Consider the following 25,069-nt stretch of genomic DNA (forward strand, 5'->3'; position numbering starts at 1 on the left):
CCGCCGGCCGCAACGGCGAACGGGATTCGTGTGCGGTTGCGGTGGACTGGACTCGGCGTGTCGGGTAGCTGAGCTGCCAACGATCACGGAGAGCCACCCGGCGGACCGCGTCCACCGTCGGGCAGGAACCCGCCCCCGGGGCCGAAGGTCCCGAACTCGTGCTCCCGGCGGCGGGCACCTGGCCCCGGGGCGGTCAGCCGGGCACCACCCGGTGACTCAGCAGGCTACGGACCCGGGCCGGCAGGTGCCCGGCGAACCGGTTCGCCCAGGCGTCGAAATGCCGCGCCGACCCGGTCAGGAAGGGCAGGTCGAACACGAGCATCCGGCGTACGGCCAGCAACGGCACCGGCGACCGCAGGGGCCGGAAGTCCTCGTTCCACAGCCCGGGGTTGGCGCAGTGCGGATGGAACTGCCCGACCATCAGTCCCTCGGTGACGAACTCGTCCTTCACCCGGGCCTGGAGGGCGTCCAGCGGCCCGGGGTCGGTCCGGTCGACGTCCGGCAGGACGAGCAGGTAGGTCAACAGCTCGGCCTCGTCGTCCGGCAGCGTCGCCACGGTCCGTTGGTACTGGTCGCGTAACGCGCCGACCGCCGCGCTGATCCGCGCCACGTCGGTCACCCCGGGCAGCTCCACCAGGTACAGCAGGTCCCGGCGCAGCGACGGAGCGGTGTACGGACAGACCGAACCGGTACGCCCCAACTCCGGATGGGGCGCGAGAAGATAGCGGACACACCAGTCGAGCACGGTGCGCAGTGTCCCGCCGGCCGGGTCGGCCCCCACCTCGGTGGCCGGCCGGAGAGCCAACGGTGGGCTCGGGTCAGTGCCGGGCATGCGGCACCCGCCACATCGGTTGCAGGGTCGGCCCGTCGGGCAGCCGGATCGCCGAGCCACGGGGGTGGAACCCGTACCGGTGGCCCAGCGCCCGCCCACTCGCGGAGCTGGTCTCGGCGTACACCGGCAGCCCCTGGTCGTCGCAGTGCCGCAGGAAACCCTCCAGCAGCAATGCACCCCACCCGGACCGCTGCCGGTCCGGTGCCACGCCGGCGAACGCGACGTGGTGGTGCGGGACCGCCGGCTGGTGCGCGTCGAGCAGTCCCAGCACGGTGCGCAGGGCCTCGCGGTCCTCGCCGGCCACGGCGTCCAGCCGCTCGGCGTACCCGGCCGGCTCCGGGGTGTCGGAGTCGGTGGTGAGCAGCACGGCCCCGAGATCGTTGGTGGTCCAGACCCCGTCCCCGCCCAGACTCAGGTCGTAGAGGGCCCGGAAGAAGCCGGGCAGCGCGGCCCGCCGGCGCCGCGCGTCCGGGAAGATCCACACGGCGACCGGGTCCTCCTGGAACGCCGAGGCGAGCAGCGACACCAGCGGTTCCGCGTCGGCCGCGGTGCCCCGCCGGACGACCTGGTCCGCCCCGGTGGGCTCGGCGACGCGAGCGGCGGGTTTCACCGGTGGTCTCCCTTCGCGGCGAGTTCCTCGATCCGGCTGTGTAGCGCGTCCACGTGGGCCTCCGCCTCCGGTTTCATCACCACGCTGCGTAGCACCTGGGCGTGCCCGGCGTCCCGGACCAGGTCCGGGTGCCGCCGACCGAAGGCCTCCGCGTCGACCCGCAGCGTGCTCAGGTAGACCGGATCCACCGGGTCGTGCATGCCCTCGTGCAGCACCCGCCGGCTGGCCTCGTCCACCTCCGCCAGCGTCGGCCGGCGTGGGTAGTAGGTGACGATGTCCAGGTCGGGCTCCTGGTACAGGTCCAGGTACGGCGAGTCGGCCAGCAGTCGCGCCCAGCGCCGGGCGGTCCGCCGGGGCACCGCCAGGACCTGACCGAGCCCCTCCGGGGTGGGCGGCAGCAGCCGGAACGTCAGCCACAGCGCGGCGGCCGCCGCGCCGGCCCGGGAACACTCCAGGCTGATCTCCCCCAGGTGCAGGTCGCTCGGGGTGAAGTAGGTGTACGGGGAGTCGTGCAGGTAGTACCGGGCGACCGCCGGATCGGCGAAGAGCACCGCCCCGCACCCGTACGGCTGCAGGCCGTGCTTGTGTGGGTCGACCACCACCGAGTCGCAGTGCCGGATCGCCGCCCACGGCTCCGGTCGGACCGCCCCGCTGCCCGCGAGCAGCGTGAAGAACCCCCCGTACGCCGCGTCGACGTGCAGCCGGACGTCGTGACGTTCCTTGAGGCGTACCACGTCGTCGATCGGGTCGACGGTGCCGGTGCCGGTCGTCCCGGCGGTGAGCACGACGGTGCCGACCCGCCCGGTACGCAGCAGTTCCTCCAGCGCGTCCAGGTCGATCCGGCCGTGGTCGTCGACCCGCACCGGGTACGCCTCGACGCCGAGCAGCCGACACATCCGGGCATGCGTGAAGTGGCTGTCGACGCTGAACGCGATCCCCAGGCCGGGACGGGCCTGCCGGGCCACCCAGAGCGCTTCCAGGTTGGCCACGGTACCGCTGGTGGTGAGGTGACCCAGCGCGTCCGGCAGGCCGAACATCCCGGCGAGCTGGGTGACCACCTCCCGTTCCATGTCGGTGGTGGCCGGCCCGCCCTCCCGGGCGTGGTTGTTCGGGTTGAGCAGCATCGCGGCCAGGTAGCCGACCACCGCGGCAGGATGCGGCGGCCGGACCATCTGACCGGCGTACCGGGGGTGGAAGAACGGATAGTTGTCCCGCAGCCTGCGGGTGAACTCGTCGAAGGCCGCCCCGAACGTGGAATCGTCGATCACCTGGGACGGGTGTGGGGCGACGGAACCGAATTCCGCCGCCCACCCGTCGACCGCGTCGACCGCGCGGGCGAGCCAGTGTTTGAGGTCCATCACCTGGTTTGGTTCACGACCTCGAACTGCGCCATCATCCCGAACGACGAATGCTCCGGGAAATGGCAGTGGAACGCGTACTTGCCGGTGAACCCGGCGAAGGTGGCCTGCACCCGTACGGTCGAGCCCGGTGGGATGTGCACGGTGTCCTTCCACCCCGCCTCGCCGGGCGTCGGCGGCACACCGTCCCGGTCCAGCAGCCGGAACTGCACCAGGTGCAGGTGGAAGTTGTGGTCGATGCCGAACGCGGTGTCCCGGTTGGTGACCCGCCAGATCTCCGTGGTGCCGTTGACCACCTGGGCGTCCACCCGGGTCGCGTCGTAGGTCTTGCCGTTGATGGTGAAGGCGAGCTTGCTCGGGTCGAAGCTGAGCGCGACGTCCCGGGTGACCGTCGGGGTGGGCAGCGCCGGCAGCGGGATCAGCTGGTCCGGGACCCGGCTGTCGTCCGTCGCCGTGCTGGTGACGTCGAAGCCGATCACCGGCCCGGAGGTGTTCTCCAGCACCACCCGGGTGCCGACCGGCTGGGTGCCGAAGTCGATGACCACCTCGACCCGCTCGCCCGGGGTCAGCTTCACCTCGGAGACCGGCACCGGGGCCGGCAGCAGCCCGCCGTCGCTACCGATCTGGATCATCTGGCCCCGGTCGAGCCGCAGCCGGAAGATGCGGTGCAGCGAGGCGTTGAGCAGCCGGAACCGGTATCGCCGGGCGGCCACCCGCAGGTACGGCTGCGGCTTGCCGTTGGCCAGGATGGTCGGCCGGTTCTCACCGTCGGTCGGGTCGAAGACGAGCGAGCCGTCCGCGCCGATCAGCGCGTCCCGCAGCAGGATCGGGATGTCGTACTGGCCCGACGGCAGCCGCAGCGCCTTCTCCGCGTCGTCCTCGATGAGGTAGAAACCGTGCAGCCCCCGGTAGATGTGCTCGGCCTCGGCGTGGTGGCTGTGGTCGTGGTACCAGAGCGTGGCGGCGTGCTGGAGGTTCGGGTACGCGTAGGTGCGGGTGACGCCCGGCGCGATGGAGTCCATCGGGTGCCCGTCGTGGGCGGCCGGGGTGAAGCCGCCGTGCAGGTGCACGTTGGTCGGCTTGGTGAGCTGGTTGGTCACCTGGAGTGCCACCGAGCGGCCCTTTCGGGCCTTGATGGTGGGCCCGACGAACTGGCCGTTGTAGCCCACGACCGGCGTGGCGAGCCCCGGCAGGATCTCGACGGTGGCCGCCCGTACCGGAATCTGGTACAGGTCCGAGGTGGCGCCCACGTAGGTCGGACGCAGCACCGGGGGAACCGGCATGGCGACGCTGAACGGCTCGACCGGCGGGGCGGGGGTGACCGCCTGGGCGTCCGTGCCGCCGCTGCCCGAGTCCCCGTGCGCGTGGTGTTCGGCGGCCCGATCGTCACCCCTGAGGGCGGCGCTGACCGACACCGCGGACGACAGTGCCGCCGCACCGCCGACCGCGAGCCCGCCCAGGGTGAGCATCCGTCGTCTGTCCACTCTCCACTCTCCTTCGCCAGCGGTCGACCCCGATGACGTCGCGTCGTCCCACCCTGGACGACGTCAGAAAAGACGTCGGCGCTGGGCGGTGGCGAATTCGCGCGGGTCGGCGTGGGTCGTTTTTCCGCACCGCACCGGCCGGAACGACAGCCCCCCGGTCGACAGCGTCGGTGCCGCCCGGAAGTCAACCGGAATGAACTCGAGAATGGCTGGATAAAGATAGTGTCAGCCATTGACACAGGTCGCTAGCAGGAAATTTCCGGAAACAACTTGGCCCGTCATCGCTAATTGGATGACGGGCCAATATTTGCCTCAGCAGAATTATCGGTGGGCGATACTGGGTTTGAACCAGTGACCTCTTCCGTGTCAAGGAAGCGCGCTCCCACTGCGCCAATCGCCCCTGCCCTCAGGCGGGCTGCGAGCGGACGACGGGATTCGAACCCGCGACCCTCACCTTGGCAAGGTGATGCGCTACCAGCTGCGCTACGTCCGCATGTCCCCGGAGTGCCCCGGCGACGGGATGAACTCTACCCGAACGCAAGATCAGCCCGACACCGGGTATCCCCGCCCCCGGAGGCACCTGGGCTCACCCCTGCCCCCACCCCTGCCCCCACCCCGGTCCCTGCGGCGGTTCCGGCTGCTGCCGCTGGCGGGGTGGCTGCGGCGGAGCCTGCTGTTGCTGCTGCTGCCGCTGCACGGGCTGCTGGGCGGGATGCGGCACCGGCTGCTGGCCGGGGTGCGGCGCCGGGTTGCCAGCGCCCCAGTCCGGCAGGACGCCGGCGGCGGCCTGCTCCGGCGAGGTCGGCTGCGCGATGATCGGTGACGGCTGGGAGAGCGTGACCTGACCCGGTATCCCGGAGACCGGGTGCGCGGCCTCCCCCGCGGGCGGCAGCGGCAACGCCGGCAACGGGTCCATCGTCATCCGGGGCAGCGTGACGATCTCCGGGTTGCACTCCACCGCCTGCACCACCGAGCCACGTCCCTCCCCCTTCACCAGGAGCAGGGCGTAGTCCGGCAGGTCCTGCAACACCCGGGGCTCGACGGCGTACTCGTACACCCGCTGCGCGGCGGCGGCGTCGCTCCAGTTCGTCCCGCTGGCCACCGACTGCGTCTGGTTCCAGGTGCGGCTCCGGCTCCAGTTGCGGCTCCGCTGCTTGATCAGCGACTTCCCCTCGCCACGGGAACCCTCGCTGCCGCCCTCGGTCTCCGAGCCACCCTCGGAGTTGGCCAGGGTGTGGGTCTGGTCCCCGCCCAACGTCCGGGTCAGCCCGCTGAGCACGAACCGGTGCTGCCGGCCGATGAACTCCGCCGCCTGCTGCGCCTCCCGGTGGTTGCCCAACCGCATGAACGCCACCTCGCCGCCACCGAGCGCGTGCAACGACTGCTCGCGCAGGTGCGCGAAGAAGAGCACCAGCCGGATCCCGCGCCGCTCGCAGAGCGTGCCGAGCCGCTCGAGCTGCCGGTGGTGCAGATCGTCGGCGCCGACCAGCACGATCGACCCGCCGCTGATCGCCTCCCGGCTCACCCGCCGGATCAACCACTGCACCAGCAGGTCCTTCAGCAACTCGTGCTGGGCGCTGCGGCCGTCCCGGTCAGCGACCAGGCAGGTCAGCTCGGCCGAGGGCGGCCCCCCGGACGCCTGCCCGAGCGCCGTCAGCGGACGCAGGAAGCTCTCCAACCGGCGCACGTGCTGGTGGGCCTGCCGGCGGGCCTCCTCCGGCATCAGCCCGGCCACCAGCGCGCACTCGATCTCGCTGAGGGCCGGCTGACCCGGCCGGTCGGTCAGCACCCGCAGCCCGGCGACCAGCCGCGCGATGCTCACGTCCTCCCCCAGCACCTCACAGAGCTCGCCCAGCAGCATCGTGTCCCGGTGCCGGTCCGCGCGGTCGCCACCGGTGCCCTCGCCGTACATCGACTCGACCAGCAGGTCGACCAGTTCCCGGGCGGAGAGGCCGGCGAGCAGGTCCAGATCGCGCAGGCCGGACGGGAACCCGGTGACCCGCACCGACCGTCCGGTCTGCTCGGCCAGGGTCATCAGCTCGCCACAGAGCGCCTCACCGGTGAAGTCCACCAGGGTCATCGGCCCCCGCGTGCTCAGCAACGAGCCGCCGAAGACGGTCAGCAGCGCCTCCCAGCCGTAACTGGTGCCGCCGACAACGTCGATCCGGCGGGTACCCGGCGACGGGGTGGCCGCACCCCACTCGTACATCTGCTCCAGCGCCTGCTGCTGCTGGTGCTCGAAGCCGGCGCGACGCGCGTCCCACCCCGCCCGGGCCTGCTCGTACGCCGTGCGGACCTGCCCCTGCGCGGTGGCCAGGTCCCGCTCCGCCTGGCGTTTGAGCAGCCAGACGAGCACCGCGCCACCGATCCCGCCGAACGCGGAGAGGATCATCAGGAACATCACGAACGCGCCGACCGGCTCGGCGATCGCGGTGCCGAACCGCTGGCAGCAGCCGAGCAGCACCGCCAGTCCGAGACCGACCCCCAGCGCCACCCCCATCCGGCGCATCGCCCGCTGCCCGGCGGTGGTGGCCCGGGTGACCAACTCCGGTGGGACGACTCCCGGCACCGGCGGTGGCTCCGGGAACCGTCGCCGGTAGAGGCTGGGGTCCTGGTAGATCCAGCCGAACCGCTCGCCGGGCACGGCGAGCCGGGGCAACGGGTTGTCTCGGTGCGCGATCTCGGTCATGGAGCAGGGAGCCGCCTTCCACAGTGGCACGGTCCACCATCGAATTCGCAGTTAACCAGGCACCTGCCGGATCGAGAAGACCACCGTCCGCTACCGCCGGGTACGCGGCCTAGAGTTGTCCGGTCCCCGTCACCGGTTGCGAGGAGCCGTCATGGGTAGTGCCGTAGTGGCCGTCCTCCTGCTACTGGTGGCGGTCGGGGTCGCGACCGCCTTCTCCCGTTGGCGTCGGCGGAGCGGTTCGGAGTCGTCCCGGCCCGGTAAGGCCGACCCGCGACCGGGGCGGGACAACCCGTCCCTGCCGGAGCGGTGGCGGCTCCGGTCCGCCCGCTGGCTGCGCCGGCCCGGTGAGGCGCGCCGGCCGGTGGTGCCGGAGGAGGTCAGCCTCATCTGCATCGCGTGCCAGGGGCGGGGGTGGATCGACCGGCGGGAGCGGACCCTCACCTTCACCGGCAGCGGCTTCGCCGACGTGGAGAACCCGCCCACGATGTGCGAGACCTGCGCCGGCTCCGGTCGGGTCACCCGACGCTGACCGGCAGTTCAGTCGGGTACGCGAAAGAGCCCGTCACCGGTAACCGGTGACGGGCTCTTTCCCCTGGTGGGCGATACTGGGTTTGAACCAGTGACCTCTTCCGTGTCAAGGAAGCGCGCTCCCACTGCGCCAATCGCCCTCGTCTACTGCCGAGGTGGAGACGGGATTTGAACCCGTGTACACGGCTTTGCAGGCCGTTGCCTCGCCTCTCGGCCACTCCACCGAGCTTGCCCCCGTATGCGTGGTGGCATCTCTCCGAGCGGACGACGGGATTCGAACCCGCGACCCTCACCTTGGCAAGGTGATGCGCTACCAGCTGCGCTACGTCCGCGTGCCACCGGTGTTTCCCGGTGACGGATGAGAACTCTAGCCGAGCCCGGGAACGCTTGCCAAATCGGGGGGACATCCGGCGCGTTTCACCCGGTCCGGCGGGGTGTCGTCGTCGCAGCGGGCAGAAACAGCCCGGACAGGTGCGGTGGATCACGGTGGGGCGGGGCCCACCAACCGCCAGGCTTCCTAGGAGACTGGAAAGGGTTGCCTCCGGCGCGGCGGCGATCGGGCTCCGGACGAACCGAGCGACCGGGGCCGGAAAAAGTCGACGGTGACCGCCACCAGCGGTTCGACGGCTCGCCGCCACCGGGCCGGAGCGGTAACTCCTCGTGAGCGCGTCGATAGGCTACGGTAGCCGCGTGACGAGACGTGCCGCTGAGATCCGCCTGGATGCCCTGCTGCGCACGGCGTGTGACGTGATCGTGGAACGTGGCCTGGCCAACACCCGTACGGCCGACGTGGCGCAGGCAGCCGGTGTCAGCCAGGCACTGGTCTTCTACCACTTCGCCACCAAGGATCGCCTGCTCGAGCAGGCGTTCGCGTACGCGGTCGAACAGGACCTGGCCCGCCTGGACGCGGTGGTCCGCTCCGCCGCCACGCCGCTGGCCAAGCTCAAGAAGATCCTGCGGCTCTACACACCGGCCGGGCGTTCCACCTCCTGGTCGCTCTGGATCGACGGCTGGTCCGAGTCGCTGCGCACGCCCGAGCTGGAGAAGGTCTGCCGCCGCCTGGACCTGCGCTGGCGGCAGGACCTCGCCGCGGTCATCGCGGCCGGTGTCGAGGAGGGCACCTTCGAGTGCGCCGACCCGGCCGGCGCGGCCTGGCGGATCAACGCCGTGATGGACGGGCTCGCGGTGCAGCTCGCGGTCCACCACCGGGTGATCACCCGCCGCCAGTTCGCCGACTGGATCCGCCTGGTCACCGCCCGGGAACTGGGCCTGGACCCGGCCCAGCTCGACTGAGCCCCGGCCGGCACCACCGGAACCCGCGACACCGGCTCGGCGGACGGGGACAATCGCGGCATGGACCTGCTGGATTCGTACCGACGCAGCCTGGCGGAGTTCGTCGACCGGGTGGGCCGCGTCAGCCCGGGACAGTGGTCGGCGCCGACGCCCTGCCCGGAGTGGGACGTCCGCACCCTGGTCAACCACGTGGTGACCGAGGACCGGTGGGCAGCGCCCCTGCTGGGCGGGGCGACCGTGGAGTCGGTCGGCGACCGGTTCGCGGGCGACCAGCTCGGCGCCGACCCGGTCGAGACGGCCCGGGACGCGGCCCGGGCGGCCGAGCGGGCCGCCACCGCACCGGGGACGACGGAGCGCACCGTCGCGCTCTCCGCCGGCCCGACGCCGGCCCCGGAGTACCTCCACCAACTCGTCGCGGAGCACCTCGTACACGGTTGGGACCTGGCGGTGGCGATCGGCACGGACCCCCGGATGGACCCGGAAGCGGTGCGCGAGTGCGCCCGGTGGTTCACCGGCCGGGTCACCGACTACCAGGCGGGCAACCTGGTCCGTACCGGGGTGGACGTGCCCGCCGACGCCGACGAGCAGGACCGGCTGCTCGCGCTCTTCGGCCGTGACCCGGCCTGGACACCGGGCACCTGAGCCGGCACCGGGCCAGGAACGACAGCCGGCCTGCGACGACCGTCGCGCCGGACTGCTTCGCCGGACGTCGATGGACCGGTCACCCGGATAACCCCGGTGACGGCGCCGGGGCAGAATCACCGGGTGTCCGAGATCTCCACGGCCTTCGTGCGGCTGCACGCCCGGCTCGCCCCCGTGGCCTTCGTCCCCGAGGTACGGCTGCACCAGGCCGACGAACCGATCGGGCTCTGGGAACTGACCGAGGGCGAGTTCCGCAGCGACCAGCCGCCCCCGTTCTGGGCCTTCGCCTGGGCCGGCGGTCAGGCGCTCGCCCGGTACGTGCTCGACCACCCGGAGACCGTCGCCGGCCGCCGGGTGCTCGACCTCGCGTCCGGCTCCGGTCTGGTCGCGGTCGCCGCCGCCCGCGCCGGGGCCGTCGCCGTCCGCGCGGTGGAGATCGACGAGCGGGCGGTCGCGGCCGTCGCGCTCAACGCCGAGGCCAACCAGGTACGCGTCGACGCGGAGCTGGGCGACGTCCTCGACGCCCCGGACGCCGGCACCGCCGAGGTGGTGCTCGCCGGGGACGTCTTCTACAGCGAGGCGATGGCCAACCGGATGCTGCGCTTCCTGCTCCGCGCCACCCGGGCCGGGGCTCGGGTGCTGGTCGGCGACCCGGGGCGGGCCTTCCTCCCCCGGGACCGCTTCACCGAACTGGCCAGCTACGACGTGCCGGTGCCCCCGGCGCTGGAGAGCGTCGAGGTTCGGCATACCACCGTCTGGGAACTGAAGCCGGGCCGTCCCCGTGCCGACGGTTGACCTCCCCGACGGGCTGTTCCGTGGGTGGGGTCCGGCGCTGGCCGCCGACGTGCCCGACACGGTGACCGTCGCCGACCACCTCGGGGTCGAGCACCTGCTGGTCACCCGGCACGCCCTGGTCCGGGAGGTGCTCGCCGACCCGGTGACCTGGCGGCCGGACAACGCGCTGGACGCGGTCACCCCGGTCCCGGTGGCCGCGCTGCGGATCCTCGCCGGGCACCGGTTCCGGCTGCCCCCGACCCTGGCCAACAACGCCGGCCCGAGTCACCCGGAGATCCGGTCGCTGGTCGCCGAGGCGCTGCACCCGGAGCGGGTCGCCGCCCAGCAGCCCTGGCTGACCGGGCTGGTCGACGAGCGGGTCGGCCGGCTCGCCGCCGGGCTGGCCGCCGGGGCGACCGTGGACCTGCACGCCGGGCTCGCCGCCGACCTGCCGTTGCTGGTGCTGTCCCGGCTGGTCGAGCTGCCGGACGCCCCGGTCGACGTGGTCAAGGAGTTCGCCCGGGCCGCCCTGGAACTCTTCTGGGCCCCGCTCGACGCCGACCGCCAGCAGGCCCTCGCCGTCGAGGTGGGCCGGTTCCACCGGGTACTACGGGAGTTCGCCGCCACCGGCGGTGGACTGGCCGCCCGGCTGCGGGCCGCCGGCCATCCGCCGGACGTGGTGGTCGGCGCGCTGTTCTTCCTGCTGGTAGCCGGGCAGGAGACCACCTCCCAGTTCCTCACCCTGCTGCTGCACCGGCTGACCGGCGAACCGACCGTGCTGGCCGGGTTGCGCGCCGGCACGACGCCGGTGGCCGACGTGGTGGAGGAGGGGCTGCGGCTGGAACCGCCGATCGTGACCTGGCGGCGGGTCGCCACCGTGGACACCACGCTGGGCGGGACTCCGGTGCGGCGGGGCACCAGCGTCGTACTCTGGCTGGCCCGGGCCGGGCGGGACCCGGCCGTGGTGGCCGAGCCGGCGCACTTCCGTCCCGGCCAGCGCGGCTCCCGCCGCCACCTGGCGTTCGGCGCGGGCGCGCACCGCTGCGTGGGGGCGCAACTGGCCCGGATGGAGGCGGCCGTGGTGGTGGCCCGCACGGCGGAACTGCTGGCCGGGGTGGAGGTGGTCCGGCCGCCCTGGTGCCCGGACAACCTCACCTTCCGGATGCCGGACGCCTTCCTGGTCCGCCGCGCCGACCGACCGTGACCCGCGCCGTCCCTGACCTGGACTGCCCCTGATCTGGGCCGCGCCGACCGGTGCGGACCTCGCCAGGCCGTCGGCCCCTTACCGGACCGGCCACCGCCGACCCTGACGAAGGTGGGGGACGGCTCCGGGCTCCCGACGGTGTCGGCCGACCGTAGGCCGCCGTTAGCGTCCGACCATGATGACCCTACGTGACGGCGGCCGAGTGGTCGCCGTACTGCTGGCCCTGACGGCGGCCCTGGCGCCCGGCGGCGCGGTCGCGGCCCCGCCCCCGGCGGCGCCCGCGCTGAACCTGCCCGCGCTGAGCCTGCCCGCGCCGACCGGCGCGCTCCCGGTCGGCACCACCTGGCTGCACCTGACCGACCACGACCGGCCCGACCCGTGGCGGCCGGAACGGCCCCGCGAGCTAATGGTGTCGATGTGGTACCCGGCGGCGGCCACGGTCGGCGCCCCCGCGCCCTACACCACGGCGGAGGTCTCCGCCCGGATCGTGGCGGCCGAGGGGCTGCCACTGCCCCGGACGTGCTCACCACGGTCCGTACGCACGCCCGGCGGGACGTGCCGGTCCGGCCGAACCGGCACGGCTGGCCGCTGGTGGTCCTCTCCCCGGCTTCTCGTTGAGCCGGGAGTCGCTCACCGGGCTCGCCGAGGACCTGGCCAGCCGGGGCTACGTGGTCGCCGGCGTCGACCACCCGTACGAGGCGCGCGGCGTGGAGTTCCCGGACGGCCGGGTCGCCGAGTGCTTCGCCTGCGACGAGTGGGGCGACGGTACGGCGCAGAAGGTGATCCAGGGGCGAACCGCCGACGTGTCGTTCCTGCTCGACCGGCTCACCGGGGCGCACCCGGTCTGGCGGGGCTTCGTCGACCCGCAACGGGTCGCCATGGCCGGCCACTCCATCGGCGGCGCGTCGGCGGTCCGGACCCTGGTCACCGACGCCCGGGTGGACGCCGCCGCCGACCTCGACGGGACGCTGTTCGTCCCGACCGGCCCGACCACGCGGCCGGTCATGCTGGTCGGCGCGGAACGTCCGGCGGACCACAGCTGGCTGCGGGACTGGCCCGACCTGACCGGCTGGAAGCGCTGGCTGACGGTCCACGGCAGCGGGCACATGTCCTTCACCGACCGTCCGGTCCTCGGCGCGCAGCTCGGCATCGACCCGGGCGCCATCCCGGCGGAGCGGCAACTGCTCCTCACCCGGGAGTACGTCGCGGCCTTCGTCGACCGGCACCTGCGGGACCGCCCCGCCCCGCTGCTCGACGGCCCGCACCCCGACTACCCCGAGGTGACCTTCCGCTGAGGCCAAGTACGCCGGGCGGGCACCCCGCCCGGCGTACCGCCGGCTGGTGGTGCGCTTGCCGCGTTGGACCGTGCTACGGGGCGGTGCGCTTGCCGCGTTGGACCGCGTTGGGCCGCGCCGCCGGCTCAGTCGTCGGCGTCGACCAGGCCCGCCTCGTACGCGAGGATCGCCGCCTGCACCCGGTTGCGCACGCCGAGCCGGGTGAACACGCTCGACAGGTAGCCCTTGACCGTTCCCTCGACCAGGTGCAGGCGGCGGGCGATCGCGGCGTTGGACAGGCCCGCCCCCACCAGGGCGAGCACGTCACGTTCCCGGTCGGTGAGCCCGGCCAGCCGGTCCCGGGCCGCCGGCCCGCGCGCCATCCGCGACCCGCCCAGCTCGATCACCCGCCGCGCCACCGGGGGCGACAGGTACGCCCCGCCGTCGGCCACCGCCCGGACCCCGGCCAGCAGTTCCCGCGGGTCACCCGCCTTCAGCAGGAAGCCGGTGGCCCCGTCGCCGAGCGCCCGGACCACGTGGTCGTCGTCGCCGAAGGTGGTCAGCATGGCCACCGCCGTACCGGGCACCAGCCGGCGGATCTCGGCGGCGGCGGCCAGCCCGTCCAGCCGGGGCATCCGGATGTCCAGCAGCGCCACCCGGGGACGGTGGGCCCGGACGAGGTCCACGGCGGCGCGCCCGTCGGCGGCCTCGGCGACCACCTCGATGCCCGGGTCGGTGGCGAGGATGGCCCGCACCCCGGCCCGGATCATCCCCTCGTCGTCGGCGAGCAGCACGGAGATCGTCACGGCATCCGTTCCTTCTCGACCAGCCGACCCTGCCGGAAGCAGAGCCGGTAGGCCGGCTGGGCCAGCGGGAAGTTCCCGTCGGTGTAGTACTCGCACCCGGCGGGCGCGTCGACCGGGGCCTCGACCTGTCGGCGGGGCAGGCCGGCCAGCTCGGCGCGGGCCTGGCCGGGGCGCATCCGCTCGTACGCCGCCGAGTCGAGCACGGCGTCGGCGGTGACGAACGGGTGGTAGACCAGCGCCAGCAGTCCGGCCAGCGCGACCGGGGCCCCGACCGCGACGAGCAGGCTGCGCCGGACCCGCCGCCGGGCATCGCCGAACCGCCCCGACGGCGTCAGCCCGGACCAGCCGACCCCGGCCGCCACCGGCACGGCTTCCGCTTCCCACGGCGGGGCAGGGGCAGGTCCGGTGGGGACGGGTCCGGTGGGGACGGGTCCGGTGGGGACGGGTCCGGTGGGGGTACGGGGAAAGCGGGCCAGCACGGCGAACCCGCCGTCGCGAGGGCCGGCGTCGAGGGTGCCGCCGGCGAGCCGGACCCGCTCGCCGAGCGCCAGCAGCCCCGATCCGGTCGACGCCGACCGGGGCGGGGGCACCGGCGGCCGGTCGTTCACCACGGACACCTCGACCCGCTCCGGAGCCCGGCACACCGTCACGGTGACCGGGGCGCCGGGCGCGTACCGGGCAGCGTTGGTGAGCGCCTCCCGGACCAGCCCGCGCAGGGCCACGCCGGTCAGCTCGGGCAGGTCGGCGTCGACCGGGTCGCCGCGCAGCTCGACCGCCATCCCCGCCTCCCGGGCGCCGGCCACCAGCGCGGCCACGTCGTCGGCCGGGTCGAGGGCGGCCGGTCCGGCGTCCGCCCGGAGCACCCGGACGATCTCGCCGAGGCGCCCGGTCGCGGCGGTCACGCTCGCCCGCAGGTCGGCGGCGGCCGCCCGGTGCCGGGGGTCGAGGTCGGGGGCCAGTTCCAGCGCGCCGGCCCGGAGCGCGATCAGGCTGAGGCCGTGGCCGAGTGAGTCGTGCATGTCCCGGGCGATCCGGGCCCGTTCCCGCAGCCGTACCCGCTCGGCGGCCCCCCACTGCTCCCGGCGCACCGACTCGGCGTACTCCCAGCCGGCCACCAGCAGCGCGTGTTGCTGGCGGAGGTACCGGCCGACCAGCCACGGGAACACCCCGGCGAAGATGAGCACGGTGGCGAGCAGGAACCAGGTACGCGGCCGGGCGCCGAACAGCCCCAGGTTGAGCAGCGAACCGACGACCGCGGTCACCGCGAAGACCACCGCGGCGGGCGCGGCCCGCGCGTCCCGCCGGCCGACCAGGTAGCTGAACACCGGGATGGCGAAGACGAAGTTCCCGTCGACGGACGAACCGAGCACCACCAGCACCAGCGCCGGCAGGGGTCGCCGCCAGGCCAGCGCCACCGCCGCGCCGAGCACCAGCAGCGCGCCGAACAGCAACAGCAGCGTCGACCAGGAGTATGGCGGGGTCAGCCGGGGGTACGTGATCGGCGCGGCGAGCAGCACACCGAGCAGCCCGTCCCCCAGCAGCCGCCGCCTGCCACCGTCGATCCGCCCGTAGAGTGCCCGCACGTTCCCGGAGGCTACCCACCGGCGGGGCGGGGCGGCACTGCCGAAAGTGGGTGGTTCAGATCTCCTCGGCCCAGGCCCGCCAGTCGTCGAGCACCCCGTGCAGGGCGGGAGTGAGCCAGCCCGGGGCGGACCGGCGGAACACCCCCGGGTCCATCGCCCCGGCTCCGGTGGGCAGCGCGCCGAGCAGCTTCGGCACCAGTTCGCCCAGGTTCGTCCAGTGCACCAGCTCCGGCTCGACCGGCCAGGCGCCGATCACCACCCCGGCCGGCACCGCCCGGCGCTCCAGCGCCTCGAGGGTCAGTGCGGTGTGGTTGAGGGTGCCCAGCCCGGCCCGGGCCACCACCACGGCGGGCGCGCCGAGCGCCACCGCCAGGTCGGCCACCGTCCAGGCCTCGCCGGAGGGACGCAGCCCCATCGGTACGAGCAGCCCGCCGGCCCCCTCGACGAGCACCAGGTCGTGCTTGTCCACCTCCTCGCGGACCGCGTCGATCACCCGGTCCAGCTCCAGCGGCTCCAGCTCCGCCACCCGGGCGGCGGTCAGCGGGGCGAGCGGGTCGGGGAAACTGGCCAACGTACGGCCGGTCAGCGGGGCGGCCAGCCGGGTCACGCTGTCGACGTCGGAGGGCTCACCGGTGGCCGTACCGGTCTGGCCGGGCTTGACCACGGCGACCCGCAGCCCGGCGGCCTGCGCGGCGGCGGCCACGGCCGCGGTCACCACCGTCTTGCCGACCTCGGTGTCGGTGCCGGTGACCAGCACCGCCCCCTGCCACGGGGCGGTCACGCGTCCACCCCGACCCGCTGTCCGTCCCGCGCCCCCTCCGGCGCGCACGCCACGACGACGTCCAACGCCTGCTCGAAGTCGGACCGGGGTACCCCGGCGTTGAGGGTCAGTCGCAGCCGGGACCGCGGATCGGGGGTGGAGGGCGGACGGAAGCAGCCGACCGCCACCCCCCGCTCCCCACAGTCCTCGGCCCATGTCGTGGCGGCCTCCGGTCCGGGGGCGGTCACCGACACCACCCCGGCGGCGGGCGTGGAGACGGTCAACCCGGCGGCGCGCAGTCGACGCACCGTCAGGGCCCCCCGGTCGACGAGTTCGGCGCGCAGGTCGTCGCGGGTCCGGGCGAGTTCGACGGCGGCCCGCACCCCGGCGGCCATCGCCGGTGGGAGCGCGGTGTCGAAGATGAAGGTCCGGCCGGTCTCCACCAGGTGCCGGACGAACGGGGCGGGACCGGCCACCACCCCGCCCACGCCACCGAGGGACTTCGAGAGGGTCGCGGTGACCACCACGTCCGGCGCGCCGGCGAGTCCGGCGGCGACCACCGCGCCGGCCCCGGCCGGTCCGGTCACCCCCAGCGCGTGCGCGTCGTCGACCAGCAGCAGCGCACCGTGGCGGCGGGCCACCTCGTGTAGCCGGGCGAGCGGGGCGAGGTCCCCGTCGACGGAGAAGACCGACTCGGTGACCACCACCGCCGGCCGGCCGGGCGCGGCGGCGAGGGCCGCCTGTACGGCGGCCACGTCGGCGTGCGGGGTGACCACGGTCTCCGCCCCGGAGATCCGGCAGCCGTCGATCAGGGAGGCGTGGTTGTGTGCGTCCGAGACGAGCAGGGTGCGCGGCTGGACGAGGGCCCGCAGCGCCCCGAGGTTGGCCAGGTAGCCGGAGGAGAAGACCAGGGCGCGTTCCGTGCCGAGCCAGTCGGCGAGGGCGTCCTCCAGGTCCTGGTGCACGTACGTGGAGCCGCGCACCAGCCGCGACCCGGTCGCACCCAGCCCGTACGCCCGCAGCGCCGCCGTCGCGGCACCGGTGACCTCGGGGTGGGTGGCGAGACCGAGGTAGTCGTTGCCGGCCAAATCGATGACGGCGTCGTCCGCGCTCCGAGGTCGCAGTCGCCGGGTCAGTCCCGCCTTCGCCCGCAGTTCGGCACGGCGCTCGAGCGTCGCCAGCCAGTCCGCCACCGTCACTCCCCCCGCTCGCGCCGACCTCGTCGCCAGGCCCGGCGACCGTTCCGCCGGGGGAAGTTACCACCCGTGCCGGACGTACCGGCGTGGCGCGGCTCGCCCCCCGCCACCCGGGCAGCCCACCTGCCCCATCCCGAGCGGCCCGGCTGCCCCATCCCGAGCGGCCCACCGGCCCGGCCCCGGGCGGCCCACCTCTGCCCTGTCCCGGCGGGCCCGGCTCCCCGTCCGGGGCGCGGCTCGGCGTCGGCTGGAGGCGGGGAAAGCGGGGATGGGTGCCACCCGGCCAGCCTTGTAGGGTACGAGCCATGCCAGAGATCCTCGACCAGGCCCGAACCCAGGTGCTGGAGAACGGCGTCGGCCTCGACGAGGCCGGGGTCCTCGCTGTGCTGAACCTGCCCGACGAGCACCTGACCGAAGCGCTCCAGTTGGCTCACGAGGTACGGATGCGCTGGTGCGGCCCGGAGGTCGAGGTGGAGGGCATCGTCTCGCTGAAGACCGGCGGGTGCCCCGAGGACTGCCACTTCTGCTCGCAGTCCGGTCTCTTCGCCTCCCCGGTCCGGTCGGTCTGGCTGGACATCCCGTCGCTGGTCGAGGCGGCGAAGCAGACCGCCGCCACCGGGGCGACCGAGTTCTGCATCGTGGCCGCCGTGCGCGGCCCGGACGCGAAGCTGATGAAGCAGATGCGCGAGGGCGTGGCGGCGATCCGGGCGGCGGTGGACATCCAGGTCGCCGCGTCGCTGGGCATGCTCAACCAGGAGCAGGTCGACGAGCTGGTCGACATGGGCGTACACCGGTACAACCACAACCTGGAGACCTGCCGCTCCTACTTCCCGAACGTGGTCACCACGCACTCGTGGGAGGAGCGCTGGGAGACGCTGCGGATGGTCCGCGAGTCCGGCATGGAGGTCTGCTGCGGCGGCATCCTCGGCCTCGGCGAGACGGTCGAGCAGCGCGCCGAGTTCGCCGCGCAGCTCGCCGAGCTGGACCCGCACGAGGTCCCGCTGAACTTCCTCAACCCGCGTCCGGGCACCCCGCTGGGTGACCGGCCGGTGGTCGAGGGGAAGGACGCGTTGCGCGCCATCGCCGCGTTCCGGCTGGCCATGCCGCGCACCATTCTCCGGTACGCGGGCGGGCGCGAGATCACCCTCGGTGACCTGGGCACCCGGGAGGGCCTGCTCGGCGGTATCAACGCGGTGATCGTGGGCAACTACCTGACCACCCTGGGTCGACCGGCGACCGACGACCTCAAGCTCCTCGACGACCTGAAGATGCCGGTCAAGGCGCTCTCCGCGACGCTGTGACGGTGAACGGGAGCACCAACCATGTACGAGGGTGAGGCGGCGGGCGTCGTCCGTACCCCGGTCGCGGTCAGCCCGACGGCGGGCACGGCGGCGGGCGTCGCGGCGGTGGATGGCGCGGCACCGGGCGGCACGGCCGTGGTCGCGGAGTGGTGCGACCGGTGCGGTGAGCCGGAACAGGTTGACACGCACGAGGCGTGCCGGGCGGCCCGGACGTTCGAGCCGCCCCGGTTCTGCGCGTACTGCCGCCGCCGGATGAAGGTCCAGGTGCTGCCGACCGGCTGGCGGGCCACCTGCGTCGAACACGGCCCGACCGAGGGCTGACCCGCTCCCCACCCACCACGGCCCACCCGAGACTCACCCGCCCCCGCCCCGCCCCGCCCCGCCGAGAGTCACCCACCGCGGCGCGCCCGGGTCGCCTGGCCCGCCGAGGGTCACCCACCGCGGCGCGGCGCGCCTGGCCCGTCGGAGCGCTCCCGGCCCGCCCGGGCGCGCCCCTGCGAGGAGACCTTGGACAGTTGCCGTCCACTCGCGACGGTAACTGTCCAAGATCTGGCGGCGGGGCGCGGCTAGCCGGGTCAGACTCGGCGGGATGTTCCCCGATCTTCCCCGCGACGACGCCACGGCGCTGGACTGGCTGGCGTTCGAGCAGTCCGGAATCCTCACCACCGCGCAGGCGACCAGTCTGCTGACCGAGGGTCTGGTCCGCAGCCGAATCCGGACCGGTCGCTGGCGGTCGATCTGTCGGGGCATCGTGCTGACCGGAAACGGCCGGTTGACCCGGGACCAGCAACTCTGGGTGGCGGTGCTGGTCGCCGGGGCGGGTGCCGTGCTGGGCGGGACCACGGCCGCCACCGAGGCGGGTGTCCGTGGGCTGCCCCAGGAACCGCTGCACGTACTGGTCCCGGCCGAACGACGCGCCGCTCGGACGGCACTTCGCCGGCTGCCGATCGACATGGCGGCCGTACTCGTGCACCGCGCCTCCGTGCTCCCGCCGGAGCATCTCCAGCTCGGCCGGCCGCCCCGTACCACCACCGCCCGTGCGCTGGTGGACGCGGCCGGCTGGGCGCGCGACGAGGCGCAGGCCCAGGCGGTGCTGGCCGCCGGTTGCCAGCAACGCCGGGTGCTGCCCGGGGAACTGCGCACGGTGTTGGCTACCCTGCCCCGGGCGCCTCGTCGGCAGCTCATCCGGCAGACCGTCGAGGACATCGCCGGCGGTGCGCAGGCCCTGTCGGAGATCGACTTCGTCCGTCTCTGTCGGCGCTACGGGCTGCCCCGACCGAATCTCCAGCACCGGCGCGCCGACGCGTCCGGCCGGATCCGGTGGCTGGACGCGCACTGGCGGGCGTACCGGCTGCATGTGGAGATCGACGGCGCGCACCACATGGACGTACGCCAGTGGGCGGCGGACATGCGGCGGCAGAACGATGTCTGGACGGCGGGTGACCGGATCCTGCGCTTCCCCGCCTGGCTGGTCCGTGCCCGCCCGGCGGAGGTCGCCGCAGATCTCCACCGCGCCCTGACCGCCGCCGGTTGGCACCCGACAGGGTGAATCTTGGACAGTTACCGTCCAGCGATGACGGTAACTGTCCAAGATCTCAGCGGTGAGCGCGCGACGGCGGCGTGGGTGCACGCGGGCGGCGGCGGGCGTAGTCGGCGGGCTTGGCATCCGCAGCGGCCAGACAAATTGATCAGTGTCGCTGATCACTATTGCCCGACAGCCACCCGGCGTGACCGGGCAACCCTTGGCCGAACCGGCCGGGAAGCCCTCCACCGACCCGTCGACCTGGATCACATCATCGACAATCTACGATAGAGTTCGGGCCGTAAGAGCAGCTCAGCAGGGAGATGCGCGCTCCGCCGGGTCGAATCTTTCGGCTCCCGCGCGTGACCGGCCGTCCTGGCATACGAACGTACTGTTGCCGCCGGCGATCGGGACACGGGACAGTACCGCCAAGCGGTGCCGTCGATGCCGCCGCTCCACTGGAAGACCCTGAGGAGATCGCGATGGCTCTACGACTCGCCGACGGCACCGCCTGGGCAGACACCCTGGCCCGTGCCGTCCAGGCCGCCCCCGAGGCGTTCGACCCCACCGGCGCCGACGGCACCACCACCCTGCGCAACCTCGTCGAGGGCGCCTGGGCCTCGGTGGGCACCCCCAGCCCGGTCCGTACCCCGGTGGACAACACCGTCCTGGTCAACCTGCCCCGGCTGGACGCCGCCACAGCCCGGGCCGCAGTGGTCTCCGCCGCTGCCACACACCGCGACTGGGCCGATACCCCGCTCGCCGAGCGGAAGGCCCGGGTGACCGACGCGCTCGACGCCCTCAGCGCCCACCGCGACCTGCTGGCTCTCCTGCTGGTCTGGGAGATCGGCAAGCCGTGGCGGCTGGCCTGCGCCGACGTGGACCGGGCCCTGGACGGCGTCCGCTGGTACGTCGACGAGATCGACCGGATGCTCGCCGACGGACGCGAGCCCCTCCCCGGCCCGGTCAGCAACATCGCCAGCTGGAACTATCCGATGAGCGTGCTGGTCCACGCCGAACTGGTCCAACTCCTCGCCGGCAACGCGGTCATCGCCAAGACCCCCTCCCAGGGCGGGGCGGTCTGCCTGACCGTCGCCCACGCGCTGATGCGCCGGGCCGGGCTGCCCACCACGCTCGTCTCCGGCGGCGGGGAGGAACTGTCCGAGGTGCTCGTCCGGGCTCCGGAGATCGGTGCGGTGGCTTTCGTCGGCGGGCGCTCCAACGGTGGGAAGGTCGCCGCCGCGCTGCTCGACTCGGACAAGCGCCACTTCATCGAGCAGGAGGGGCTCAACGCCTGGGGCATCTGGGAGTTCTCCCAGTGGGACATGCTCGCCAAGCACCTGAAGAAGGGCTTCGAGTACGGCAAGCAGCGCTGCACCGCGTACCCGCGCTTCGTCGTGCAGCGCGACCTGGTCGACGAGTTCCTGGACATGTACCTGCCGGTGGTCCGCTCGGTCAGGTTCGGCCACCCGCTCGCCGTCGGCGACGACTGGTCCGCCGGTGACCCCCTGCCCGAGCTGGACTTCGGCCCGCTGATCAGTGGCGCCAAGGCCGACGAGCTGCGCCGCAAGGTCGACGAGGCGGTACGCGGCGGGGCGGTCCCGATCTACCGGGGCAAGCTCGACGGCGCACCGTTCCTGGACGGCCAGGACACCTCGGCGTACGTGGCCCCGTCGGTGCTGCTCGCCCCGCCCGGCCGTTCCCGGCTGATGCACGCCGAGCCGTTCGGCCCGGTGGACACGATCGTGGTCGTGGACACCACCGACGAGCTGCTCGCCGCGATGAACGCCTCCAACGGCGCGCTGGTCGCCAGCCTCGCCTGCGACGACGAGGAACTGGCCGGAAAGCTGGCGGTGGACCTCCAGGCGTTCAAGGTCGGCATCAACACGCCGCGCTCCCGGGGCGACCGGGACGAGGCGTTCGGTGGTCGGGGCGCCTCCTGGAAGGGCGCGTTCGTCGGCGGTGACCTGCTGGTGCAGGCGGTCACGGTCGGCGAGGGGCGCCTCTACGGCAACTTCCCCGACTACAGCAGCTACCCGGCGACCTGACGCACGACGTGGGGCCGCCGCAGTCGTCGCTCACGACGGCGGCGGCCCCACGGCACGGCCCGGCGGCTCAGCGGCGCGGCCCGGCGGTGGGACCGGCGAAAACGGCTACACCTGGACCGGACGATGGCCGGCGGCGAGCGGAAGCGTGGCGGTGACCACCGAGCCGTCCCGGTCCAGGCTCATCGGGCGGCCGAGCCGGTGCAGGGTCCGCAGCATCGGGGCGTTCCCGGTGTGGACATGCAGCTCCAGCGCCGCGTACCCGGCCCGGTCGGCGTGGACGACCAACCGGCGCAGCAGCGCGCTGCCGAGGCCACGGCGCTGCCGGTCGTCCCTGACCAGCAGCGCCGCCTCAGCCTGGTCTCCCTCGCCGACCAGGTTCGCCATCGCGACCACCGACTCCGCCGAACCGGCGGCGTCCGGCTCGACGGCGACCAGGGCCGTCCCCCGCTCGAGCAGCCGCCGCAGCCGCTCCGGTGACGGCTGCCCCGCCCCGCTCAGGTAGCGGCGGTGCAGGCTCCGCGCCGAGCACTGTTCGTGCAGCCGCAGTACGGCGGTGAGGTCCTCCGGCCCGGCGGGGCGTACCCCCAGCTCGGTGCCGTCGGGCAGGACCAGGGTGACCTGTTCGGCGGCCCGGCGCGCGACGGTGGTCGCCAGTTCGACCAGCGCCTGTGCCCGGGCGTACTCGGCCGGGGTGAAGTCCGGTGCGGCGCGGGACAGGTCGAAGAAGCCGCCGGTGCCGTCGGCGAGGTGCATCCGGGTGCCGTCGACACCGGTCACCCCACCGCCACTCGCCCCACCGCTGGTCGCCCCGCCGCCACTCGCTCCGCCGCTGGCGGTGGGCACCGGACGCCAGGTCACCGTCTCCGCGCCGAGCAGGGCGCGCAGCGCCGTACCGATGCCGTCCGGGTCGCGCACCAGCCGGGTGGCTAGCCCGAGCACCCGGGTGGGCTGGTCGACCAGGCCACGCGCCTCGCTGCGGGCGATCCAGCAGTTGCGGCCCCGCCCCTTCTCGACGGCGGCGAGCAGGTCGGCCTCGCCGAGGGTGTCCGGCGCGTCGACCAGGAAGTCGTCCACCGCGCCGGCTTCGGTGGTGTGCACCTGCACGGCGAGGATGTTCACCCCGCGCAGTGCGAGGCTGGCGGTGAGCACCGACAGGTAGCCCGGCCGGTCGTCCACCGTGGCCCGAATCCGCCAGAGGGTCACGGCCGCCGCCCGGGGGCCGGGGTCGCCGGGGCGCCCGCCAGGTCGAGCCGGTCGCCCAGGATCACCGCGCTGGCGCGTACCAACTGGGCCAGCCGGTCCAGCTCGGTGCGGTGGAACGCGGCCGGGAAGAACGGCTCCGCCGCGCCCCGGGCCACCACCAGCACCAGCCCGGCCCGGCCGAACGGCGCGACCGCGTAGTGGCCGCCGTCGGGTGCGGTCATCGCGCGGGGCCGCAGCGGGGTCACCTCCGGCAGGGTCGGCTGCTCCGGGGTACGCCAGCTCGCGTACCCGACGGTGGTCGGGCCACCGCCGGAGGAGGCCCAGTCGGTGGGGACGGCGGCGGCCACCGCCCAGTCCGCCGCCAGCAGACCGGGCACCGCGTCGACCAGGGTGGCCAGCCCGTCGGCCGGGTTCGCCGCCACCTGGGCGAGCAGCTCGGCGTCCTGACCGGTGGCGGTGGGCGAGCCGATCGCCTGCCACACCCCGTCCACCCGGACACCGGGGATCGCGGTGAGACCGGCCATCAGCCGGTCCAGCCGGCCGGCGCCCGGCCAGACGACGGTGAAGTCGTCGACCGCGCGACCACCGAGCCGTTCCAGCACCACCACCTGGACGATGTCGGCGCCGGAGACGCCCAGGGTGCGGGCCACCTGGCCGAGCGTGCCGGGTCGGTCCGGCAGGGTCACCCGAACTCTCAGCAGCATGTCTGTCCCCCATCGCTCGGCGGGCCGGTACACGTCCGGCAGGCTGGTCCCCAGCGTGGCGGACGGCCGTTTCACCTCTGTTGCCGCACAGTAACCCGGGCGATAACCACGTCTTGACACGACGATCGTGAATGCCATCAACTATTGCGATGACCGATCCGGCCGTCGATGCGCACGGGCCGGGGAGCGGCTCGGCGTCCCCCGCCGGGACGCCCCCAGGTGGGCTCGACCTGGACCGGCTCGCTCTCCACCTCGCCACCCACCGGCCCGACCTGGCCGGGGCTCCGCTGCACGCCCGGCTGATCGCCGGCGGCAAGTCGAACCTGACCTACCTGCTGACCGTCGGCGACCGGCAGGTGGTGCTCCGCCGGCCGCCGTTGGGTCACGTCCTGGCCACCGCGCACGACATGACCCGTGAGCACCGGGTGATCAGTGCGCTCGCCCCGACCGGGGTGCCGGTGCCGACGCCCCTGCTGCTCTGCGCCGACCCGGCGGTGATCGGCGCGCCGTTCTACCTGATGGAGCGGGTCGACGGGGTGGTCTACCGCAGCCGTACCCAGACCGACCGGCTCACCGTCGGGCAGCGGCGGGAGTTGGCCATGGCGATGATGGACACCCTCGCCACGCTGCACTCGGTGCCGCCGGCCGAGGTGGGGCTCGCCGACTTCGGTCGTCCGGACGGTTACCTCGCCCGTCAGGTACGCCGGTGGGCCGGCCAGCTCGAGAAGTCCCGCAGCCGGCCGCTGCCGGACATCGACGAGCTGCGCGACCGGCTCGCCGCGACCGTTCCGGAGGGGGCGAACGCCGGCCGGATCGTGCACGGCGACTACCGGCTGGACAACCTCCTCGCCACCGTCGACCCGGTCGCCGTCCGTGCGGTGCTCGACTGGGAGATGGCCACGCTCGGCGACCCGCTGGCCGACCTGGGCCTGCTGCTGACGTACTGGAACGTGCTGGGCGACTCGGACCTCGCCGCCGGCAACCCGGTGGCCGACGGGCTCGGCCCACGCGCCGGCTTCCCCACCGGCACCGAGCTGATCGAGCGGTACGCCGGCCGCGCCGACATCGACGTGGGCCCGCTGCACTGGCACCTGGCGCTGGGCTGCTTCAAGCTCGCCGTGATCTGCGAGGGGATCCACTTCCGGCACACCCTCGGGCAGACCCTCGGCGAGGGGTTCGACCGGATCGGCGAGCTGGTGGCCCCGCTGGTCGCACACGGCCTGGCCGCCACCGGCGCCCACGACTGACGAGGGGACAC

22 protein-coding genes and 5 tRNA genes are annotated in these 25,069 nt (G+C 73.8%); 11 read left to right on the forward strand and 16 right to left on the reverse strand.

What is annotated here, in order from left to right:
- Window positions 1-193: 193 nt before the first annotated feature.
- From GA0074692_RS16605 to GA0074692_RS16635, 7 genes are all read right to left on the reverse strand, one after another.
- Window positions 194-832, reverse strand: a complete 639-nt coding sequence (locus tag GA0074692_RS16605; protein WP_218106681.1) for a DUF6875 domain-containing protein — start codon at window positions 830-832, stop codon at window positions 194-196.
- Window positions 819-1,442, reverse strand: coding sequence for an N-acetyltransferase (locus GA0074692_RS16610; RefSeq protein ID WP_091645668.1), 624 nt, complete (start codon window positions 1,440-1,442; stop codon window positions 819-821). The genes GA0074692_RS16605 and GA0074692_RS16610 overlap by 14 nt, the downstream gene beginning before the upstream one ends.
- Window positions 1,439-2,800: a pyridoxal phosphate-dependent decarboxylase family protein gene (locus GA0074692_RS16615; protein ID WP_091645670.1), complete on the reverse strand. Its 1,362-nt coding sequence runs from the start codon at window positions 2,798-2,800 to the stop codon at window positions 1,439-1,441. The genes GA0074692_RS16610 and GA0074692_RS16615 overlap by 4 nt, the downstream gene beginning before the upstream one ends.
- The gene (locus tag GA0074692_RS16620) at window positions 2,800-4,284 is read right to left on the reverse strand and encodes a multicopper oxidase family protein (protein WP_245730336.1); all 1,485 of its coding nucleotides are present in this window, start codon (window positions 4,282-4,284) and stop codon (window positions 2,800-2,802) included. Before GA0074692_RS16620 ends, GA0074692_RS16615 begins: the two co-directional genes overlap by 1 nt.
- Window positions 4,285-4,612: 328 nt before the next feature.
- Window positions 4,613-4,684 (reverse strand) — tRNA-Val (locus tag GA0074692_RS16625).
- 20 nt (window positions 4,685-4,704) lie between these two features.
- A tRNA-Gly gene (locus GA0074692_RS16630) sits at window positions 4,705-4,777 on the reverse strand.
- A gap of 93 nt (window positions 4,778-4,870) precedes the next feature.
- Window positions 4,871-6,973 (reverse strand): hypothetical protein, encoded by a 2,103-nt coding sequence (locus tag GA0074692_RS16635; RefSeq protein WP_091645676.1) that lies wholly within the window; start codon window positions 6,971-6,973, stop codon window positions 4,871-4,873.
- 151 nt (window positions 6,974-7,124) lie between these two features.
- On the opposite strand from GA0074692_RS16635, the gene GA0074692_RS16640 reads away from it, so the two are divergent.
- A complete protein-coding gene (locus tag GA0074692_RS16640; RefSeq protein ID WP_141725308.1) occupies window positions 7,125-7,502 on the forward strand; it encodes a hypothetical protein in 378 nt (125 codons plus the stop codon).
- A 64-nt stretch (window positions 7,503-7,566) separates the two neighbouring features.
- On the opposite strand, the gene GA0074692_RS16645 is transcribed toward GA0074692_RS16640, so the two are convergent.
- The 3 genes from GA0074692_RS16645 to GA0074692_RS16655 form a co-directional block, all read right to left on the reverse strand.
- Window positions 7,567-7,641, reverse strand: a tRNA-Val gene (locus tag GA0074692_RS16645).
- A gap of 13 nt (window positions 7,642-7,654) precedes the next feature.
- A tRNA-Cys gene (locus GA0074692_RS16650) sits at window positions 7,655-7,725 on the reverse strand.
- Window positions 7,726-7,760: 35 nt separating this feature from the next.
- A tRNA-Gly gene (locus GA0074692_RS16655) sits at window positions 7,761-7,833 on the reverse strand.
- A 358-nt stretch (window positions 7,834-8,191) separates the two neighbouring features.
- Here GA0074692_RS16655 and GA0074692_RS16660 point away from each other — a divergent pair.
- The 5 genes from GA0074692_RS16660 (at window position 8,192) to GA0074692_RS35390 (ending at window position 12,709) form a co-directional block, all read left to right on the forward strand.
- Window positions 8,192-8,794 (forward strand): TetR/AcrR family transcriptional regulator, encoded by a 603-nt coding sequence (locus GA0074692_RS16660; protein WP_091645681.1) that lies wholly within the window; start codon window positions 8,192-8,194, stop codon window positions 8,792-8,794.
- A gap of 60 nt (window positions 8,795-8,854) precedes the next feature.
- On the forward strand, window positions 8,855-9,436 hold the full coding sequence (locus tag GA0074692_RS16665) for a TIGR03086 family metal-binding protein (protein ID WP_091645684.1): 582 nt from the start codon (window positions 8,855-8,857) through the stop codon (window positions 9,434-9,436).
- Window positions 9,437-9,559: 123 nt separating this feature from the next.
- Window positions 9,560-10,231, forward strand: coding sequence for a class I SAM-dependent methyltransferase (locus GA0074692_RS16670; RefSeq protein ID WP_091653590.1), 672 nt, complete (start codon window positions 9,560-9,562; stop codon window positions 10,229-10,231).
- The gene (locus GA0074692_RS16675; RefSeq protein ID WP_425413336.1) at window positions 10,218-11,414 is read left to right on the forward strand and encodes a cytochrome P450; all 1,197 of its coding nucleotides are present in this window, start codon (window positions 10,218-10,220) and stop codon (window positions 11,412-11,414) included. The genes GA0074692_RS16670 and GA0074692_RS16675 overlap by 14 nt, the downstream gene beginning before the upstream one ends.
- A 614-nt stretch (window positions 11,415-12,028) precedes the next feature.
- Complete coding sequence (locus GA0074692_RS35390) at window positions 12,029-12,709, forward strand: alpha/beta hydrolase family protein (RefSeq protein ID WP_218106682.1); 681 nt, start codon at window positions 12,029-12,031, stop codon at window positions 12,707-12,709.
- Window positions 12,710-12,834: 125 nt separating this feature from the next.
- Here the strand turns inward: GA0074692_RS35390 and GA0074692_RS16685 are convergent, their stop codons facing one another.
- Genes GA0074692_RS16685 through GA0074692_RS16700 form a run of 4 tightly spaced genes read right to left on the reverse strand, consistent with a single transcriptional unit; the run spans window position 12,835 to window position 17,030 of the window.
- A complete protein-coding gene (locus GA0074692_RS16685) occupies window positions 12,835-13,494 on the reverse strand; it encodes a response regulator (protein ID WP_218106683.1) in 660 nt (219 codons plus the stop codon).
- Entirely contained in the window at window positions 13,491-15,077 is a 1,587-nt protein-coding gene (locus GA0074692_RS16690) for a sensor histidine kinase (protein ID WP_091645687.1), read from the reverse strand. Before GA0074692_RS16690 ends, GA0074692_RS16685 begins: the two co-directional genes overlap by 4 nt.
- A gap of 55 nt (window positions 15,078-15,132) precedes the next feature.
- Complete coding sequence (gene bioD / locus GA0074692_RS16695) at window positions 15,133-15,834, reverse strand: dethiobiotin synthase (RefSeq protein WP_091653598.1); 702 nt, start codon at window positions 15,832-15,834, stop codon at window positions 15,133-15,135.
- 20 nt (window positions 15,835-15,854) lie between these two features.
- On the reverse strand, window positions 15,855-17,030 hold the full coding sequence (locus tag GA0074692_RS16700; RefSeq protein ID WP_091653601.1) for an 8-amino-7-oxononanoate synthase: 1,176 nt from the start codon (window positions 17,028-17,030) through the stop codon (window positions 15,855-15,857).
- Window positions 17,031-17,338: 308 nt separating this feature from the next.
- On the opposite strand from GA0074692_RS16700, the gene bioB reads away from it, so the two are divergent.
- The 4 genes from bioB (at window position 17,339) to GA0074692_RS16720 (ending at window position 21,904) form a co-directional block, all read left to right on the forward strand.
- Complete coding sequence (bioB, locus tag GA0074692_RS16705; RefSeq protein ID WP_091645688.1) at window positions 17,339-18,334, forward strand: biotin synthase BioB; 996 nt, start codon at window positions 17,339-17,341, stop codon at window positions 18,332-18,334.
- Window positions 18,335-18,439: 105 nt separating this feature from the next.
- Window positions 18,440-18,655, forward strand: a complete 216-nt coding sequence (bsaP, locus tag GA0074692_RS16710; protein WP_091653603.1) for a biotin synthase auxiliary protein BsaP — start codon at window positions 18,440-18,442, stop codon at window positions 18,653-18,655.
- A 268-nt stretch (window positions 18,656-18,923) separates the two neighbouring features.
- On the forward strand, window positions 18,924-19,883 hold the full coding sequence (locus tag GA0074692_RS16715) for a PDDEXK family nuclease (RefSeq protein ID WP_091645691.1): 960 nt from the start codon (window positions 18,924-18,926) through the stop codon (window positions 19,881-19,883).
- Window positions 19,884-20,338: 455 nt separating this feature from the next.
- A complete protein-coding gene (locus GA0074692_RS16720) occupies window positions 20,339-21,904 on the forward strand; it encodes an aldehyde dehydrogenase family protein (protein WP_091645694.1) in 1,566 nt (521 codons plus the stop codon).
- A 105-nt stretch (window positions 21,905-22,009) separates the two neighbouring features.
- Here the strand turns inward: GA0074692_RS16720 and GA0074692_RS16725 are convergent, their stop codons facing one another.
- On the reverse strand, window positions 22,010-23,107 hold the full coding sequence (locus GA0074692_RS16725) for a GNAT family N-acetyltransferase (protein WP_091645696.1): 1,098 nt from the start codon (window positions 23,105-23,107) through the stop codon (window positions 22,010-22,012).
- Window positions 23,104-23,811, reverse strand: a complete 708-nt coding sequence (locus GA0074692_RS16730; RefSeq protein ID WP_091653605.1) for an ACT domain-containing protein — start codon at window positions 23,809-23,811, stop codon at window positions 23,104-23,106. Before GA0074692_RS16730 ends, GA0074692_RS16725 begins: the two co-directional genes overlap by 4 nt.
- A gap of 149 nt (window positions 23,812-23,960) precedes the next feature.
- Here GA0074692_RS16730 and GA0074692_RS16735 point away from each other — a divergent pair, with 149 nt between their 5' ends.
- Window positions 23,961-25,058, forward strand: coding sequence for a phosphotransferase family protein (locus GA0074692_RS16735; RefSeq protein ID WP_091645698.1), 1,098 nt, complete (start codon window positions 23,961-23,963; stop codon window positions 25,056-25,058).
- The last annotated feature ends 11 nt before the right edge of the window (window positions 25,059-25,069 follow it).

The organism is Micromonospora pallida, assembly GCF_900090325.1.
Taxonomy (GTDB): domain Bacteria; phylum Actinomycetota; class Actinomycetes; order Mycobacteriales; family Micromonosporaceae; genus Micromonospora; species Micromonospora pallida.